Origin of the sequence: Gemmatimonas sp. (assembly GCF_044376735.1) — a bacterium.
In the GTDB taxonomy this organism is placed as follows: Bacteria; Gemmatimonadota; Gemmatimonadetes; order Gemmatimonadales; family Gemmatimonadaceae; genus Gemmatimonas.
In genome coordinates this window covers 1-17080 of sequence record NZ_JBILKJ010000056.1, presented here as the reverse complement: position 1 = coordinate 17080, position 17080 = coordinate 1, and the positions used below count along the sequence as shown (strand labels likewise).

At 65.4% G+C, this 17080-nt stretch carries 15 protein-coding genes; all 15 read right to left on the bottom strand.

Features of this window, described 5'->3' with window-relative positions:
• A partial coding sequence (gene hflX, locus ACIRA7_RS09695; protein WP_396220640.1) for a GTPase HflX occupies positions 1 to 1286 on the bottom strand: 1286 nt, incomplete at its 3' end.
• A 78-nt stretch (positions 1287 to 1364) separates the two neighbouring features.
• The gene (locus ACIRA7_RS09690; protein ID WP_396220639.1) at positions 1365 to 1859 is read right to left on the bottom strand and encodes an LEA type 2 family protein; all 495 of its coding nucleotides are present in this window, start codon (positions 1857 to 1859) and stop codon (positions 1365 to 1367) included.
• 97 nt (positions 1860 to 1956) lie between these two features.
• Positions 1957 to 3294 carry a replication-associated recombination protein A gene (locus tag ACIRA7_RS09685; protein ID WP_396220638.1) on the bottom strand — a complete coding sequence of 446 codons (1338 nt, stop codon included), beginning with the start codon at positions 3292 to 3294 and terminating at the stop codon, positions 1957 to 1959.
• Positions 3291 to 3767, bottom strand: coding sequence for a hypothetical protein (locus ACIRA7_RS09680; protein ID WP_396220637.1), 477 nt, complete (start codon positions 3765 to 3767; stop codon positions 3291 to 3293). Before ACIRA7_RS09680 ends, ACIRA7_RS09685 begins: the two co-directional genes overlap by 4 nt.
• A gap of 89 nt (positions 3768 to 3856) precedes the next feature.
• Positions 3857 to 5137 carry a CCA tRNA nucleotidyltransferase gene (locus ACIRA7_RS09675; protein WP_396220636.1) on the bottom strand — a complete coding sequence of 427 codons (1281 nt, stop codon included), beginning with the start codon at positions 5135 to 5137 and terminating at the stop codon, positions 3857 to 3859.
• 23 nt (positions 5138 to 5160) lie between these two features.
• A complete protein-coding gene (locus tag ACIRA7_RS09670; protein WP_396220635.1) occupies positions 5161 to 5913 on the bottom strand; it encodes an SDR family NAD(P)-dependent oxidoreductase in 753 nt (250 codons plus the stop codon).
• 84 nt (positions 5914 to 5997) lie between these two features.
• On the bottom strand, positions 5998 to 6549 hold the full coding sequence (locus tag ACIRA7_RS09665; RefSeq protein ID WP_396220634.1) for an SIS domain-containing protein: 552 nt from the start codon (positions 6547 to 6549) through the stop codon (positions 5998 to 6000).
• Between the two features lie 86 nt (positions 6550 to 6635).
• The gene (locus ACIRA7_RS09660; RefSeq protein WP_396220633.1) at positions 6636 to 7379 is read right to left on the bottom strand and encodes a tyrosine-protein phosphatase; all 744 of its coding nucleotides are present in this window, start codon (positions 7377 to 7379) and stop codon (positions 6636 to 6638) included.
• A gap of 58 nt (positions 7380 to 7437) precedes the next feature.
• Positions 7438 to 7785, bottom strand: a complete 348-nt coding sequence (locus ACIRA7_RS09655) for a hypothetical protein (RefSeq protein WP_396220632.1) — start codon at positions 7783 to 7785, stop codon at positions 7438 to 7440.
• Between the two features lie 17 nt (positions 7786 to 7802).
• Positions 7803 to 10586: an alanine--tRNA ligase gene (alaS, locus tag ACIRA7_RS09650; protein WP_396220631.1), complete on the bottom strand. Its 2784-nt coding sequence runs from the start codon at positions 10584 to 10586 to the stop codon at positions 7803 to 7805.
• 42 nt (positions 10587 to 10628) lie between these two features.
• On the bottom strand, positions 10629 to 11267 hold the full coding sequence (locus tag ACIRA7_RS09645) for a regulatory protein RecX (RefSeq protein WP_396220630.1): 639 nt from the start codon (positions 11265 to 11267) through the stop codon (positions 10629 to 10631).
• A 157-nt stretch (positions 11268 to 11424) separates the two neighbouring features.
• Positions 11425 to 12453: a recombinase RecA gene (gene recA / locus ACIRA7_RS09640; RefSeq protein WP_396220629.1), complete on the bottom strand. Its 1029-nt coding sequence runs from the start codon at positions 12451 to 12453 to the stop codon at positions 11425 to 11427.
• A gap of 149 nt (positions 12454 to 12602) precedes the next feature.
• Positions 12603 to 12968 (bottom strand): YraN family protein, encoded by a 366-nt coding sequence (locus tag ACIRA7_RS09635; protein ID WP_396220628.1) that lies wholly within the window; start codon positions 12966 to 12968, stop codon positions 12603 to 12605.
• 57 nt (positions 12969 to 13025) lie between these two features.
• A complete protein-coding gene (locus ACIRA7_RS09630; protein WP_396220627.1) occupies positions 13026 to 13811 on the bottom strand; it encodes a glycerophosphodiester phosphodiesterase family protein in 786 nt (261 codons plus the stop codon).
• A gap of 95 nt (positions 13812 to 13906) precedes the next feature.
• Entirely contained in the window at positions 13907 to 16843 is a 2937-nt protein-coding gene (locus ACIRA7_RS09625; protein WP_396220626.1) for a TonB-dependent receptor domain-containing protein, read from the bottom strand.
• Positions 16844 to 17080 lie beyond the last annotated feature (237 nt).

Below are 17080 nucleotides of genomic sequence, written 5' to 3'. Positions count from 1 at the left end.
GGCACCGCGGGCGACTTGACGCGTTCGACACCCCGGATCACCGTGATCCGCGCGCCGGCCTGCCGGAGCCGACCGATCGTGCGGTCGTCGAGCCGGGCCCGCAACACGATCACGTCCTCATCGGTGCGCTGCTCGAGCACCTCACCATCGCGATGCATTTCCGCGATCATCCGCCCATTGGCCGCCGGCAAGCGGACCTCAAGCATCGGACGCTGTCGACGGAGACTGTCGAGAAGCGATGCGCGCAGCACGTCGAGACCGCCCGGTTCGATCGCCGACACGAACAGAGAATTCGGAATGAGGTTGGCCACGCGCTCACCTACCGCCGAGGCCTCCTCGGGGGGAAGCAGGTCCATCTTGTTCATCACGTACAGCTTCGGCTGGTCGGCCAGTCCAAGATCGGCCAACACGCCATCCACGACGTCGCGCTGCTCTTCCCACACCGGATGACTCGCGTCGATGACGTGCAACAGCAGGTCCGCTTCCTTCGCTTCGGAGAGCGTCGCGCGGAACGACGCGACCAAATGGTGAGGCAACTTCCGGATGAACCCCACGGTGTCGGTCAGCAACACGGTATAGCCATCACCGACCTCGACTTCCCGCGTCAGCGGGTCGAGAGTGGCGAACAATCGGTCCTCCACGAATACCTGTACGTCGTTCGCCATCTGCCGGAGGATCGACGACTTGCCCGCATTCGTATAGCCCACGAGCGCGACGCGATAGTGCGACTTCCGTCCTTCCCGCTGGACTTCCCGCGCACGCTCCACGTCGGCTAGACGGTCCTTCAGCACGCGAATGCGATGCTGAATGAGACGTCGGTCGGTTTCCAACTGGGTTTCACCGGGACCGCGCACACCGATGCCGCCCCGGAACTTCTCGAGGTGCGTCCACATCCGCGTGAGGCGCGGCAACAGATACTGCAGCTGCGCGAGTTCGACCTGCATACGGGCCTCGCTCGACCGTGCCCGCGTGGCGAAGATATCCAGAATCAGTTCGGCACGGTCCATGACGCGCGTTCCAACAATGGCCTCGACATTCTTCCCCTGGGCGGGCGTCAGCTCATCGTCGAAAATCACCAGCGTGGCGCCGAGTTCGGTGATCCGGAGCTTGAGCTCCTCGACCTTGCCGCTGCCCAGGTATGTCGCCGGATGCGGCCGATCGAGCGCCTGCGTTAACCGGCCGACGACAATCGCCCCGGCCGTATCGGCCAGACGGGCGAGTTCCTCGAGGTGTTCGTCCGACTGATGTCGGGCGTTGCCACGCTTGGACGGGGCGCTGACGAGCACCGCACGTTCGACGGGCGGTGTAAGGGAAATGATCTCGCGGCTGATGTGCGTCTACCTGATCTGAGAGAGCGAAGCCGATCAGCGTCCGTTGCCGGACACTGAGGAGTAGCGTCCCGTCCGATCGTATGGACGGGTGAAATTGCCCAGCGGAGTGGCGACCGTGAAGTCGCCGCGCACGCGATAACTCACGGTGCCTGCCATGAGGAGCGATCGACCGGCCGCGCCGAGTCCCGCATACGTGAAACGTACCGGCAAGCGCACCATAGAGGAGTCCTTCTCGGACACCACGAACCGTTCCGTCAGCGCACCGTTTCCCACCATGGTCGTGTCCACATCGACCCGATAGGTCATTCGCAGCGCGTCGAGCTTATAGCCGTTCGGGTTGTACACCGAGAGCACAACCTCCACACTGCCCCCGGTGAGGCCGAGGCCGGTCACGCTCACCTCGCGTAACGTGACCACCGGCTCGGCGAACGTTGCGCGCCCGAGCGAGGCGCACGCGGCACCACCCACGGTCAAGGTCAAGACCGAGCCAGCCGTCATCCAACGCCGTGCGGTCCTCGTCAGTCGCATGTCATCTCCCCCTCGGGGACTCTAGGTCCAATCCGATGCCGCCAGTGCCGCCAGTGCCGCCAGCGTCGGCGTCGCCCTTCGCTCCAGCTCTGGTACCCTACCCCTCGGTCGTGTTCCGTTCTTCGGCAAGCGGGGGGCCACCGCGCTCGGCCCACCAGGCGAGACGCTTCGCGATCTGCTTCTCCTCGCCGACCGACAAGGGATGATAGTAGATCTGCCCCTGGAGTTCCGGTGGCTGATACGGCTGCGCGACGAACGCCCCGGGATGATCGTGCGGGTACTCGTATGGCACTCGGCGATCCGGATCAGCGCGCAGGTGCATGTCGGAATTCAGCAGATGCGCGGGCACGGGGACCGATGGCGACGACGCCGCCGCGGCGCTGGCCGCCGCCCATGCGAGGTACAGGCGATTCGACTTCGGCGCCACGGCGCAGTACACGGCCGCCTGCGCGACCGCCCGTTCGCCCTCGGCCGGACCGAGTCGCCGAAACGTGTCCCACGCAGTCATCACGATCCCGACGGCGTGCGGATCCGCCAGACCGATATCTTCTGTCGCCATGGCCGCGAGCCGGCGCAAAAAGATCTGCGGGTCCTCGCCCGCCTGAAGCCCACGTGCCAGCCAGTACAGCACGGCATGAGGGTCACTGCCACGCAACGACTTGTGAAAGGCGGATAAAACGGCGGAACGGTCGACGTCTACCCGGTCGTAGCTCACCACGCGTGTGCCGAGCGCGTCGGCCAGGGCCTCACGCGTCAGGAGAGCAAGCGCGGGGAGCACCTGAGCGACGGCTTCGAGGGCCCCAAGCGCCCGACGGGCGTCACCATCGGCCTGCTCCGCGAGCCAGCGCAGTGTGTCCGGGTCCGCCCGGAGCCGCTGTGCCCCAAGTCCCCGATGCTCGTCGGCGAGCGCGCGTGCGCACACACGCGCCACGTCCTCGACCGTAAGCGGACGCAAGGCATACACCCGAGACCGCGACAACAACGCCCCAACGACGGCAAACCCCGGCACTTCCGTCGTCGCGCCGCACAAGGTCAAGACACCGTTCTCGACGTGCGGCAGCAATGCGTCCTGCTGTGATTTCGCCCAGCGGTGGATTTCGTCGATCACGACCAGCGTGCGCCGCCCTTCGTATTGACGCCGCTTCTCCGCTTCGCCCACTATCTCACGCAGGCGAGGAATTCCGTCGGTCACCGCGTTCAAGACGACGACGGTCTGCTGGGTATACCGACCGATCAGGCTCGCGATCGTCGTCTTGCCGGTGCCACTCGGGCCGGTCAGAATCACGCTGCCGATGGTGCCGTTGCGAATCGCGTCGCCGAGCGGCCGGCCGGGGGCGAGCAGATGCTGCTGCCCGACGACGTCCTCGAGTCGCTCCGGGCGCATGCGCGCTGCAAGCGGCTCCGGAGCACTCGCGGCGAACAGCGTGGCACTCATTGCGTGCGCCTTGGCGTGGCGGCCCGCAAGCCCAGTCGCGACGCGGCCGCCGTCAGCGCGGCAGCCAGTTCCGGTGACGGTTGCAGCGAGGATCGCGACGATACCCACGTTGGTGCTGGCGGTGCCGTCCGCTCGCACAGTCCCAGCCCGTCCAGCAGGAAGTACCACCGGTCGGAGCGCGAGTAGATGACAATTAGCAACTCAGGGGTCAGCGACAGCTGATCGTCGGGGCCGACGAGCGTCAACTCTACGCCCCCGTAGGTCGCCACGGGGAAGCGCAGCCGACCGAGCGCGTCACGCAGGTCGGGCAGCGGCACGTCGAGGCCCAGCCACTCCGTCGCACTGCGCACATCGTCGATGACGACGTCGACGACGGGATCCAGATACCCCGCCAACACCTGCATCAGGTCGAGCGCGCGCTCCGCGGTCGTACCGATCCGCGCGACGTACACGCCGCGATCTGTGGACGCCACAAACCAATCCGACGTCGGTCGGAAGCGCCCCGCTGCATCGCCCCCAGCGGGCGACAGCGCATTTCGCATCGGAGAAAACACGCGGATCGTCAGGTGGTGTCCGAGCGGGCCGCGAGATCACGCGCCGCCGCGAGCAGCGCATCGCGTGTGTTGGCGGCGGGCCTGTCGATCACCACCTCCAGCAGCGTGTGCAGGACTCGCCCCAACGCGGGCCCCGTGGCGATCCCCTCACGGCGCAGATCGTCGCCATCGATCGCGAGATCCGCCAGTTCGATGGGTTCTCGGAACGCGATCGAAATCATCCGACGGTGCAACTGCCGGACCAACGCCGGACGCACCCGGTCGACCGCGCTCCAGCGGGCGGCCGTCAGGCGCACCACCGCCGCTACCCGCAGTCGCCCCACGGCGGCCGCCAGACGTCGCAGCTCGGCATCAGCCGGCAACGCGCCAGCCTCCAGCGCGGCGGTCAGCGCCGGCGCGAACCGACTCCAACGGTCGACCAACGCCGACACGTTGGCGATGTCCTGATTCGAGAACCGGAGGTCACGCAGTGCCCGCTCCGTCTGCTTGCCCTCAAGGTCACTGAAGAGGGCCGCGAGACGCAACGTCTTCCGAAGTGGCCGACCGGCCAAACCGGGACGCGGCAGGGCGTCGATGGCACGAAGCGTGTCGTCCCGAACCTGCGCCAGCGTTGGCACGACGGACGCGAAGGCTCCGGCATCGCGCCAGCGAGCAAACGCCGCGGAGGGTGCCAGTACCTGCTCCATCGTCTTCTCGATCTCCTGTTTGACACGCTCGGGTGACAGTCTGCCGAGAAACGGCGCACTCCCGACGATCGCCTGCCACGTATCCGCCTCAATGGCAAAGCCAAACCGGGCGGCGAATCGGATGGCTCGGAGCGCCCGCAGTCGGTCCTCGCGCATCCGCGCCTCAGGCTCGCCGACAGCCCGAACGACGCGTTGGGACAAGTCGAGCTGTCCACCGAACGGGTCGTGCAATCGATGGTCGATCGGGTCGTAGGCAATAGCGTTGATCGTGAAATCCCGGCGCGCCAGATCCTCGTCCAACGACGCGCCGAACTCCACGACGGCATGACGACCATCGGTTTTCACGTCCCGCCGAAAGGTCGTGACCTCATGCATGCGGTGGTCACGATCGAGCACCCCGATCGTGCCGAACTCGATCCCTACCGGCACGGTGCGTCGGAAGAGCTTCCGCACCTCGCTCGGGGGCGCCGCCGTGGCCAAGTCCCAGTCGAGGTGCGCCTCGCCCAGCAGCGCGTCGCGCACGGCTCCGCCGACGCACCAGGTTTCGAAACCCGCCTGCTGGAGCGTGCGAGCGATCTCGATGACCGGCCCGGGGGCGCGCACGGCGGCGGGCGCAGCCGCACTCGCTATCCGCAGAGCACGCTCCCGCCATTCACGTTCAGGATCTCGCCCGTAACATGCCGCGCCAACGAGCTGGCCAGAAACAGGATCGGACCGGCGATGTCCGACGGCGACGCCACACGCCCCAACGGGATGGCGGCCTCGATCCGATCACGACCCGTGGCGAACGGCTTCGCCACTGCTTCGGTATCGACCCACCCCGGCGCCACCGAGTTCACGGTGATGTCTCTGCTCCCCAGCTCGACCGCCAGCGACTTCACAAACGAGATCATCGCTCCTTTGGTGGCGGCGTAGTCCGCGTGACCCGCCTCCCCCCGCTGCCCCGCCGTGCTGGAGACAAAGATCATCCGGCCGCCGTCGCTCATCGCCCGCGCCGCCGCCCGCGCGCCGTAGAACATGCCATCAAGGTTAGTGGCCATCGTCATGCGCCAGCGTTCGTCGTCAAGGACGGAAACCGGGAGCGGATCGGGCGGCCAGAATCCCGAGTTTCCCACAAAGATATCCACACCACCGAACTGCTGAATGGCTTTATCCACAAACGCATCGTTGCTCTCTTTTGTGGACAAGTCACACATGTGCGAGAATGATCTTACTTTGTGATTTGTGATATCTGCAATGACGGCCTCGGCATCGACCGCGCGACTCCGATACGCGATCCCGACGTCAGCCCCAGCGCGCGCCAACAGGCGCGCGACCGCTGCGCCGATCCCGCGTGATCCACCGGTCACGATGGCCCGCTTCCCTTCCAGTGAAATCATGCCAGCGCTCCGGTGAAGGTACGGAAGGTACAGAACCATAAGTATCTGTAAATCAGACACTTGAGAAACACAACGCGAACAAACTCAGAGCGTCTGCTCGACCGCCTCGCAGATCGCGTGCTGGATGCACAGGTGAATTTCCTGTGCGCGGTCGGTTCGATCGGTGGGCACCACGATCGTATGGTCCGCCAACAGTCGAAGCGCACCGCCGTCCCGCTTGGTCAACGCCAGCACGGGGATTCCCAATGTCGTTGCTGCCTCTGCCGCGCGAAGCACGTTCGGCGAGTTGCCGCTGGTCGAGTGAATGATCAAGAGATCTCCACGCTTCCCCAGCGCCTCAACCTGACGCGAAAAAATGTGATCGAATCCCAGATCGTTTCCAGCCGCCGTAATCAGCGACGTGTCGGTGGTCAACGCGATCGCCGGGTACGCCCGGCGGGTTCGCATGTACCGAACGACATACTCGGTGGCCATGTGCTGCGCGTCGGCGGCCGAGCCACCATTCCCGCAAAACAGCAGGGTCCCCCCCTGCCCAACGGTGGTGCGAACCATGTCCAGCGCACGCGCGATGTCGGGTGCCAGTTCGCGAGCGACCCGCTCCGCGGTCGCCGCGAGCTCGGTGAGGGCAGCGAGCAAAGGGGTAATGGGCAGGTCAGAAGGGGGCGCTACGGCGCGATCGGGGGGCGTCATTACTCTCGGGGTTGGGTCAGGAATCGCTCACATCAGCGACCGAACATGCGCCGCATGCGTCCCACGAGCCCTGCCCGATGGGGAGGCACCGGCAGTGGATCCTCGTCGCTGAGGACACGCTCGGCGTTGACACGAAGGAGGAGCTCGATCTGGTCGTCCGCCCCGCGCTCGAGCAGCCAATCGCGAGCGCTGCCGAGCGAGCGGCTGTCACCATGATTGTCGGACGCAAGGATATCGATCAATCCGTCGGCGAGCATGGCCTTGGCAAGCTCGGCAGGCAAGCCGCGGCCCATGAGCACCGAGGCATCGGTTTGAATGACCACGCCGAGTGCCCGCCACTCGCGCACCAAAGCGAGGGTACAGCCGAAGTAACGCTCCGGATGCGCCAGAATCGGCGTACGCCCGCTGCGGGCAAGGCGACGCAACTCACCGGTGGCACCAGGTGGCAGTCCGCCGCGCGTGAACTCGACGAGCAGTGCTCGGGAGGTGCCGAGGCAGAACTCAGGGGCCGTGAGGTCCACCCCCGGGCGGTCCAGCATGATCTCCCAACCGAGGCGGATCTCGAGCCCAGGCGGCGCGACCGACTGCAACTCCCCCAGCAGCGCGCGGTGGTGCGCGTACGGCGCATTCGCGGCCTGACTGGCGTTCAGATGTGGCGTGCAAACCAGAAGCGTGACCCCTTGGGCCGCGAAACGCTGGAGTACGGGGATCGACACATCGAGTGACGGGGAGCCGTCGTCAACGCCTGGCAGCAAGTGCGAATGAATGTCGATCATGCTCCGTCCCTCCTGCTGGCGTGAAGCGGCGATGCGGACATCGCGCGGAGGCAGCGGTTCAGGCGTCCAACGACGTGGGCAGCGCCGCGATACTGGCAAGTGCCCGGGCAGCCCGCGCCTCCATCAGCGATGGATCGTCGGCGGCGGCTTGGAAGGCATAGGTGATCAGCGCATCGACTGCCAGGAGATCGAGCGCGGTCTCCCTTGAGGTCGAGCCCGAGGCCAGCAAGGCATCGAGCAGCTGCTGACCCACGTCCAGACACACCTCGGGCACTTGCCGCTCGGGGAGGTGCCCGAACGGCTGCAGCAAGGCCGCCAACCGAACCCGCAACCCCTCGGGCGGTGCCGGGCTCAACGCGTCGAACCAGCCGCCGACTGTGGTCGCGCTCGTTTCCATGGTACTCACCGCACCAGTCGCCGCGCTCACCCGGCGGACGCCAGACGAGCAAAGATTTCAGCTGCCGCCGCGAGCGCCGTATCCAGCTTGTCGGCGTCAACACCGGCCTGCGCCATGTGGGGCTTGCCCCCCCCACGACCGCCAACCGCTGCCGCGACCTCGCGGACGACGATATCAGCGCGCAAGCCGCGGTCGCGCGCGTCGTCGGTAGAGACGGCAAGCAATGCGCCCTTTCCATCCGCGAGCACGGCGCCCAACACGGCAACACCACTGCCAAGCGCCTCCCGGAGCGAATCGCCCAGTGCCTGGAGCGCCTTCACATCGACGACCTCAATACGTGTCGCGAGGAAGCGCACCCCGACCAACTCGGTGGCCTGACTCGCCAACTGCTGCGCCACACCGCCACCGGACACGCCGCCGCGCATGGCTTCGTCGAGCCGCTTCTCAAGCTGCTTTCGTTCATCGATCAGCGTGTCGAGCTTCTTCTCGATCTGCTCGATGTTCGTCGCCATCCCGGCCATCGGGACCTTGAGGCGCGTGGCCACCTGCACGAGTGCGCGTTCCCGATCAGCGAGGAACTGGAAGGCGCGCGGACCCGTGACGGCCTCGATCCGACGGACGCCGGCAGCCACGCCACCTTCCGAGACAATACGCACGAGACCGATTTCCGCGGTGTTTCGCACATGCGTCCCACCGCACAACTCCACGGACCGCCCGGAAATCTCGACCACACGGACGACATCACCATACTTCTCGCCGAACAGCGCCATCGCACCCTCCGCCACGGCATCGACGTACGAAGACTCGCGTGTCGTGACCGGCACGGCGATCCAAACGCCCGCATTCACCTGCGCTTCGATCGCCACCAGCTGCTCGTGCGTCAGCGGACCGTGGTGCGTAAAGTCGAAACGCAGACGGTCCGGCGACACCAGCGACCCGGCCTGATGCACGTGCTCGCCCAGGACGCCGCGCAGCGCCGCGTGAAGCAAGTGCGTCGCGGTGTGATTGCGCTCCGTATCGTGACGCCGCTCACGCGGGACCACGGCGCGCGCTTGACCGAACGTGATTTCGCCAGTGGCCGTCCCGATCGCCGTGATGCGCCCGTCAAGCTTCTTGACGTCAGACACCTGCACCGACCAGCCGGGACCGGTGATGCTGCCCTGATCGGACACCTGACCGCCTGACTCCGCGTAGAACGGCGACTCGCGCAGCATGACCGCCACGCGACCGTCCGGGAGCGCGCGTACGGCGGTGACCACGGTGTCGACCTCGGTTACATCGTACCCGACGAACCGGCCAAGCTTCGCGGCATGCTGCTGGTCGTGCGTCCACTGGGTCGGATCGCCGAAGTCGTCAGCGCTGACGGTAATCTGCCGCGACTTCCGCTCGTCCTGCGACTGCTTGCGCTGCGCGGACAACGCCTGCTCGAAACCGGCAATGTCCACGAGATACCCGCGCTCGCGGGCCATGAGTTCGGTGAGGTCGATCGGGAAGCCGAACGTGTCGTAGAGGCGGAAGGCATCTTCACCGGAGAGCATGCCACGCATGTTGGTCGAACCCTGCGTCGAGGCCGCCGGCGCCAGTTCCTCGAAGCGCGTCATGCCCGCGTCGATCGTCGTGAGGAACCGCTCCTCTTCCGCCCGCGTCGTCTCGAGGATGTGCTTTCGGCGCACATGCAACTCGGGATACAGATCACGCATCGTGTCGATGACGACGTCGACCACGTGCACGAGCGTGGGCTCGCGGCGTCCGAGCAGCCAGGCGTGTCGCACGGCGCGGCGCAGAATACGGCGCAGCACGTAGCCGCGCCCCTCGTTGCTCGGGAAGACGCCGTCAGCCAGCAGGAACGCGGTCGCTCGCGCGTGGTCGGCGATCACACGGAACGAGGCCGGATCGATCTCCCGACCGTCCTTCCCGAATGCGGTGCCGAGGCCAACGCCCGGACGGTACGGATAACCAATGCCGACGATCTCTTCCGCCTTGGTAATCAGCGGACGAAAGAGATCCGTATGGAAATTGTTCGTGACCCCTTGCATGACGGCGGCGATGCGCTCGAGCCCGGCGCCCGTGTCCACCGACGGCTTGGGGAGCGGCACCATCGTCCCGTCCTGCTGCCGGTCGAACTGCATAAATACGAGGTTCCAGATCTCCAAGAAGCGACCGGCTTCGGCACCTTCGACAAAGGCATCGAGCGAATAGTCCGAGATCGCGGTATTCGTCCACTCTCCGTGCGCGTCCTTCGGGAAGGCCCAGTCGGGGGCCATGTGTGCGAGATCGACATAGATCTCGGTGCATGGACCACAGGGACCGGTGTCGGCCATCTGCCAGAAGTTGTCTTTCGCGCCAAGTCCGTAGATGCGGTTGTCTGGCACGTCGGCGACTTCCTTCCACAACTGGCGCGCTTCGTCGTCTTCATGGAAGACGGTCACGCGCAGGTGCTCACGCGGAATCTTCAAGTCTTCGGTGATGAACTCCCAGGCGAAGCGGATCGCATCGCGCTTGAAGTAATCTCCGAACGAGAAGTTGCCGAGCATCTCGAAAAAGGTGTGGTGGCGCGCCGTGTGACCGACCTGCTCGAGGTCGTTGTGCTTACCACCGGCCCGAACACACTTCTGCGACGTGGTCGCTCGCCGATTGCCATCGGGGGCATCCTCCATGCCGAGAAAGACCTTCTTGAATTGGACCATCCCTGCGTTCGTGAAAAGCAGGGTGGGGTCATCGGCCGGCACGAGCGCGGAGCTCGGGCGGATGGCGTGGCCATTCTTCTCGAAGTAGGCCAGGAATCGGGCGCGGATTTCGGACGCTAGCATAGGCGTGCAAATATAGATGACGGGGAGTGCTTTGTGCGGGGGCTAGTCGCACTCGCCTTCACTTTGCCGTCCAAGCACCTCATGAACGATCTGCCCGATGATGCTGCCGCCGAAACCCCGGCGTTGAAGAAACCCCACCAACCGGCGTCTCAGAACGGCGGGTTCCTTGCCTCTCAGGGCGCGAAGCCGCTTTTCCGCCATGGACCGGCACGAAGCGAGTTCGTCGAAGCCATCTTCGATGATGGCGGCGCCGACGGCCTCGTTCACCATGCGCCCCTCCACCCCCTTGCGCCGAAGCATCTGGCGCACCTTGGCCGGCGCCTCGCCACGCCGAAGTCGTGCCGCCGCCTCGGCGTGTGCGACGTCCTCGTCGGACAGCACCCCAATCGCCGTGAGCCGGTCGAGCGCTTCGGCGATCAGCGAGGCATCGGGCCGTACCCGACGGAGTCGGATTTCGAGTTCACGCCGCGTTTTTCGGCCGCGGGCGAGCGCGTTGACGGCGCGATCACTCAGGTCCGTGATCGCCGATTCGCGGGAAAGGTGAGCCACCGCTGGGGCATCAAGTTCCACACCGGCCCGCGTGGCGCCCGTGTCGCTCAGGGCACGGATCGCGACCGTGAAGGTGCGTCCGTCGGTGAGCGTGAGCACAAACCGCCCTGGACGGCGCGCCGATTCCAGCACGGTCCTGACGGTACCAGGCCCGCACTCCGGCTCAGGGGGCGGAACGGAAAGAGCCGAGGGGCTACTCACAATGAGCCGTGGTGATCCGGGCACCACTTCACATCGCAAGCCACCCCTCGGCCCTCTTTTCGTTCACGCATGCCGCAGATACCGCGTACTACTCCTCGGTCTCTTCCGGCGCGCCCGGTGCTTCGGCGGCCTTCACCCCGAGCAGCACCTTCACCTTTTCCTCGATCTCGGCCATCAGCGCCGGGTTGTCCTTGAGGAACATCTTCGCGTTCTCGCGGCCCTGCCCGATCCGCTGCGTGCCGTAGCTGTACCACGCACCGGCCTTGTCGATGATCCCGGCTTCGGAGCCAATGTCGACGAGGAGCGACGTATGGCTGATCCCTTCCGCGTACATGATGTCGAACTCCGCCTGCTTGAAGGGCGGCGCGACTTTGTTCTTGACGACCTTCACGCGGACGTGCGAGCCGATCACCTCTTCCTTGTCCTTCACCGGTCCGATGCGGCGAATGTCGAGGCGAACCGAGGCGTAGAACTTGAGCGCCTTACCACCGGTCGTGGTTTCCGGGTTGCCGAACATGACACCGATCTTCTCACGAAGCTGGTTGATGAAGATCACCGACGTCTTCGAGCGGGCGATGGCACCGGTCAGCTTGCGAAGGGCTTGACTCATCAGGCGCGCCTGCAGACCGACGTGCGAGTCGCCCATGTCGCCTTCGATTTCCGCCTTGGGCACGAGCGCCGCGACGGAGTCGATCACGATGACGTCGACGGCGCCCGAGCGCACGAGGATTTCACAGATCTCGAGCGCCTGCTCGCCGGTGTCGGGCTGGGAGATCAGCATGTTCTCCACATCGACGCCCAGCTTCTTAGCGTACTCGGTATCGAGCGCGTGTTCAGCGTCGATGAAGGCCGCGACGCCGCCGAGCTTCTGCGCATTCGCCACCACGTGCAAGCAGAGCGTGGTCTTGCCGCTGGATTCCGGCCCGTAGATCTCCGTGACGCGGCCGCGCGGAATCCCGCCCACGCCGATGGCCGCATCGAGATTGATCGCGCCCGTCGGAATCGATTCGACGCGCACCTTGGAATCGGTACCAAGACGCATGATCGAACCCTTGCCGCAGCTCTTCTCGATCTGAGCGACTGCGAGCGCCAGGGCCTTGCGCTTGTCGTCTGACATCACTGTGCCCGCCATAGATACCGCCGTCGTGAGTGGTGAAGCCGCCATGCCCTGGCCCGCGAAAATCTACCGGGAACGCGAGCAGGACCAAGACCCGAATAAACTACGAAGATTCGTCGATGTGGACAACTCCCCAGCCCTGTCTGATTTCAGGACAGGAGAAACGCACACTCGACATGCTGAACTCGGACATTCTGACCGGAAATGAGGATTCCGATCACATCGAAGCGATATGTCAGCTCAGGAGCGCCGTGTCGATCCACCCACACACGGGCGCTGCGGCCGAGTTCCCGGCGCTTCCGGAAGTGCACCGCCTCGACTGGGTGTCCAAACGCCTCGCCTCGCCGCGCCTTCACCTCCACGAACGCGACGTCGTTCCCGCGTCTCATGATCAGGTCAATATCGCGGTGTCCGCTGCGGAATCGATGTGCCACGAACTCCCAGCCGTCACGGCGCATCCAACGCGCAGCGATCCGTTCACCCAGCAACCCGAGCGCTTGTCGTTGTTTCGTCATGGGCACAGAGTATCGCCAGCGCCCGAATCGCGTGTCACCCGAAGTGCGCGGGCGGACTCAAACGAACGCGCCGCCGGTTCGCGCCGCGAGGATCGTGGCCGGATCGTCGCTGATGATTCCCTGAACGCCGTGCGCCCAGAGGCGCATCGCCGTCGCCGGCTCGTTGATCGTCCAGATGTGCGTGACCACCTTGGCGCTGCGCACGGCTCGCACGATCGACGCGATCGGCAACGGGATGCCGTTATGCGTCGGCGGAATGCAGAGGGCCTCATACCACGGCTCCTGGATCGGGCGACGCAGCAGCGACGGAAACAAGAGGCGTGCCACGTCGGGAGTGCTCGCCCCGAGCGCGAAGCCCCGCCCGCGTAACGGCTGGGTACTGGCGGATTCAAAGCCGGCGACGATCACGCGCTTCTGGATGCCATGTCGCGTGATCGCGGCGGCCAGCGCGGCCGAGGCGGCCGGCGTTTTCAGCTCCACGATCAACGGGAGCGTGCTCGGCAATGCCTCTACGACTTCGTCGAAAGTGGGAATCACGACGCCGCGATCACGCCAGGGGAACGTGCGACCACGGTCTGACGTGAACCGGGCTCCCGCGTCGTGGTGGCGCAGCGCCGCGAAGGTCTGTTTCGCCACCGCGCCGGAACCGCTGGTGGTCCGGTCTACCGTCAGGTCGTGCATCAACAACAGCACGCCGTCGCTCGAAACCTGGACGTCGAACTCCACGGCATCGACCCCGAGCGCCACCGCCTCCTGTAACGACGCGAGGGTGTTCTCCGGGGCGTGCGCGCGATTGCCGCGATGACCGATCACGGGGCGGGCGTTCGGATCGAGCAGAATCATGCTGAAAGATAACGAAATGACACGAGGGGGCGGTGCACCGTGTGCACCGCCCCCTCGCCAACCGCCCCAATCGTGAGTTCGGGGTACTTGGGTGGTTAGAACGAGTACTGCAACCGCGTCATGATCATGCGGCCCATCTCGGGCACGCCCGGGAAGGTGCGCACGCGATTGTCGAACATGTTGGTCGCGTTGAGCGTCCACGCCAGCTTGTTCTCACCGAGGTTGAACCGCTTGGTGATCTGCGCATCGAACATCACCGCCTCGGGGACGTTCTCGTAGCAGAAGGTCCCTGCCGGTGCGGGTGAGCAGCGCCCCGGGCCTCCAGCCGCAGCCGTGGCTACGGCACCGGTCTGGCCGGCAGCAATCGGGAAGGCGAAGTTCGACGCGTACACACCGGAGTTCACCGGATAGGCTTCGTTGTAGCGGGTCCGCAACTCAAACCCCAGGCCATTGTCGTCGTTGCGGTAGCGCACGCCAAGCGAACCACGCGAGTTCGGGGCGTTCGACATCAGCGGCAGACCGTTGCCGCCATTCAATCCCCGGAACACGTTCTGGCTCTGGTAGCTGTACGCGAGGTCAGCGGTCACGCGATCGGTGGCGGCGACGGACGTGGCGAGGTCCATGCCACGCACCCAGAGCTTGCCAGCCGACGTGAAGTACGTGGCGTACACAGCGTTCGGCGTGGTGTTGCCGTTGGCGAACGTGACGACGCCCACCGGCAGTGAGGCCACGCTCGGCGTCAGTGCACCGGCGACTCCGCTAACGATAGCACCGATCTGCGCCGCGGTCAGGCCGAGCTGCGCAAGCTGCGGACCGAGGTTGGCTCCGAGTTGCTGGCCGAGGTAACCACCCAACTGCTGCGGATTCCCGAAGAACACATTCGGGGTGGCGAGGGCCGCCGGCGTTCCGACGTCTCCGCGTTCCTGACCCCAGAGCGCCACGTCGAACGTCACCTTACCGCCGACGGTGCCCTTGTAGCCCACCTCATACGTGTTGTTGAACGAGGCCGCGAGAGGGTCGATGTCCGTCAACTCCGACGTCTGCAAGGCGGTCGTGGCCGTCGTGAGGTACGAGACTCGCGTCGCCAGATCGGCGTTGGTCGGCGTGCGGGTTCCGAGGAACTGCACCGCCCCGGCGGCCAGCTGCTGAGCGATCGCGGCCGGCAAGCCCGCCTGCTGCAGCGCCCCAGCGATGCCGGGCGTGAGGCGGGGGGCCAGCGCCTGAATGGCACCAGGGAACGCCGCCGCCGCGCTGGCACCGACGAAGCTGCCCTGCGACGCGTACGCCGACCTCATGCAGTAGGAACCGAAAGCGCTCCCCGTGCCACAGCTGCGGTTGAACTGGTGGCCTTCCTTCGGAGGGTTACCACGCGCCCGCACGTCAAAGCCCGATCCACCGGCGTTCGGCGTCTGGATGAGATCGAGGAAGAACGAGAAGTTGCCGGGTGTCGAGAACGCGCGATTGAATGTGAAGCGAATGTTCTGATTCTCGCTCGGCTTGAGAATGAGCGCGGCGCGCGGCGAAAAGAACTGACCGGCAATCACGCTGTTTGCATCAGCACGAGCCGCCAACAACAGTTCCACCTTCTGGATCGGCTTGGTCGACGACTGAACGTAGGCGCCGTACTCGGTCACATTGTCAACGTCCTCATTCTGGCCGTTGATCGTGTTCGCGGTCCGCGGGTTGGTCCAGATGTAGTCGGCGCCGTAGGTGAAGCTCTGCTTGGCGCCGAGGTCGAAGCCGTGCTGGATCTGCGCGGACGCCACGCGAGACTGATCAACAATCGGCTGACCCGATCGAAGCAAGAAGGTGCCTTGGTCGTCGGTACCGCTGGCGTTGCCGGCGTCGCTGCTGTTCAAGAACGCCTGTGCAAACAGTCGGTTCCACTTGAACCGCTGCTGCAGGCTGAGATACGTCCAGTTCTTGATCTGCGAGGAACCATTGGCACCCGTGAGCTCGATACCGTTGCCGACCTTGGTGTAACCGAGGGTGGTAATTGCCTCCATTCCCTCGCGGGGACGAACGTCGACGCGGGCCTCACCGGTGTACCGTTGAAGGTCGAAGTCACGCTGGTTCGTCTTTCCGCGACGCGATGCCGGAACGTTGGCTGTGTTCGGAAACACGGTCGGCTCCGACCGGTCGTTGTACTCCCAGTCGTTGCCCTGCATGTATTCGCCAGAGAGCTTGTAGGCCAGCTTGTCGTTGACCTTACCCGCGTGGCGAAGACCGGTACGGAGCACCGAGCGCTCGCCACCGTCCACGCTGATCGTGGTACCCTGCGACTGGAACGGCGACTTCGTGATCACGTGGAGCACGCCGTTCGAGCTGTTCGGGCCGAACAACGCGGATGCCGGTCCGAGCAGGACTTCCATGCGATCGATGTCCTCATTCGTACCGGTGAACAGGAACGGTACGTTCACGCGCAACGACGGTACACCGGCAAAGCGGTAGTCCTGCAGCATCAGCATGCTACCGCTGAAGGCATTGTTGAAACCGCGTGCGACGACGTTGGCCTGCGCGATACCACCGCGGTTGATGTCGACGCCGGGCGTCGCCCGCAGGTGGTCGGTCACGGTGACGGCGGGCCGCTCCTCGATCTGCTGGCTGGTCACGGTGAGAATCTGCGCCGGCGCGTCAAGCACCTTTTCCGGGCGGGCACGGCTGGCCGTGACAACCGTCTGTTCGAGCACGTTCGTGCGCGGGGTCATCGCGATGGTGAGCACCGCTCCCGGACGCACGTTGGCGGAACTCTTCGGTGCAAAGCCGATCGCCGACACGCTCACGGTGTAGGCGCCATCGGCAAGGTTGACCAGGCGGAACGCGCCATCCGCGCCCGTCACAGCCCCAGACGACGCGCCGCCAGCAACGGTGGCCTTGATCGTCGCGTTCTCGATCGGGCGACCGCTCTCGGCGTTGGTCACCTTACCGGTAATGGTTCCGGCTTGGGCCGCGAGGCCAGCGGCGAAGACAGGCAGCGCCCCAAGGACGAGCACTGCCGACGCCAGTAAACGACGAACGTGAAAAAGAGCCATCTAACACCTCGGGAGGGAGGAAGAACGTCGAGGTCCGGCAGCCCGCGGGAGGGAGAGCGGGTAGTGGAGGGTTACACGGCTTCTATGTTCGCTGAACCGTTACACGTCGTCAATAGACGAGGCCGAGTCGGCGCTGGCGAATGTCAGAAGATCAGGTGTCGCAGATGCGATCGAGGTCCTGCACGCCCACCAGTACATCGCGTGGTCGAGCGGCCCCCTCGGACGGCGCCAACACAC

What these genes read in the sequence shown, in the direction of transcription:
- ACIRA7_RS09625 (WP_396220626.1), bottom strand. Translation starts at nt 16,843, where the DNA reads ATGGCTCTTTTTCACGTTCGTCGTTTACTGGCGTCGGCAGTGCTCGTC.
- ACIRA7_RS09630 (WP_396220627.1), bottom strand. Translation starts at nt 13,811, where the DNA reads ATGATTCTGCTCGATCCGAACGCCCGCCCCGTGATCGGTCATCGCGGC.
- ACIRA7_RS09635 (WP_396220628.1), bottom strand. Translation starts at nt 12,968, where the DNA reads ATGACGAAACAACGACAAGCGCTCGGGTTGCTGGGTGAACGGATCGCT.
- alaS (WP_396220631.1), bottom strand. Translation starts at nt 10,586, where the DNA reads ATGCTAGCGTCCGAAATCCGCGCCCGATTCCTGGCCTACTTCGAGAAG.
- ACIRA7_RS09690 (WP_396220639.1), bottom strand. Translation starts at nt 1,859, where the DNA reads ATGCGACTGACGAGGACCGCACGGCGTTGGATGACGGCTGGCTCGGTC.
- ACIRA7_RS09685 (WP_396220638.1), bottom strand. Translation starts at nt 3,294, where the DNA reads ATGAGTGCCACGCTGTTCGCCGCGAGTGCTCCGGAGCCGCTTGCAGCG.
- ACIRA7_RS09660 (WP_396220633.1), bottom strand. Translation starts at nt 7,379, where the DNA reads ATGATCGACATTCATTCGCACTTGCTGCCAGGCGTTGACGACGGCTCC.
- recA (WP_396220629.1), bottom strand. Translation starts at nt 12,453, where the DNA reads ATGTCAGACGACAAGCGCAAGGCCCTGGCGCTCGCAGTCGCTCAGATC.
- ACIRA7_RS09670 (WP_396220635.1), bottom strand. Translation starts at nt 5,913, where the DNA reads ATGATTTCACTGGAAGGGAAGCGGGCCATCGTGACCGGTGGATCACGC.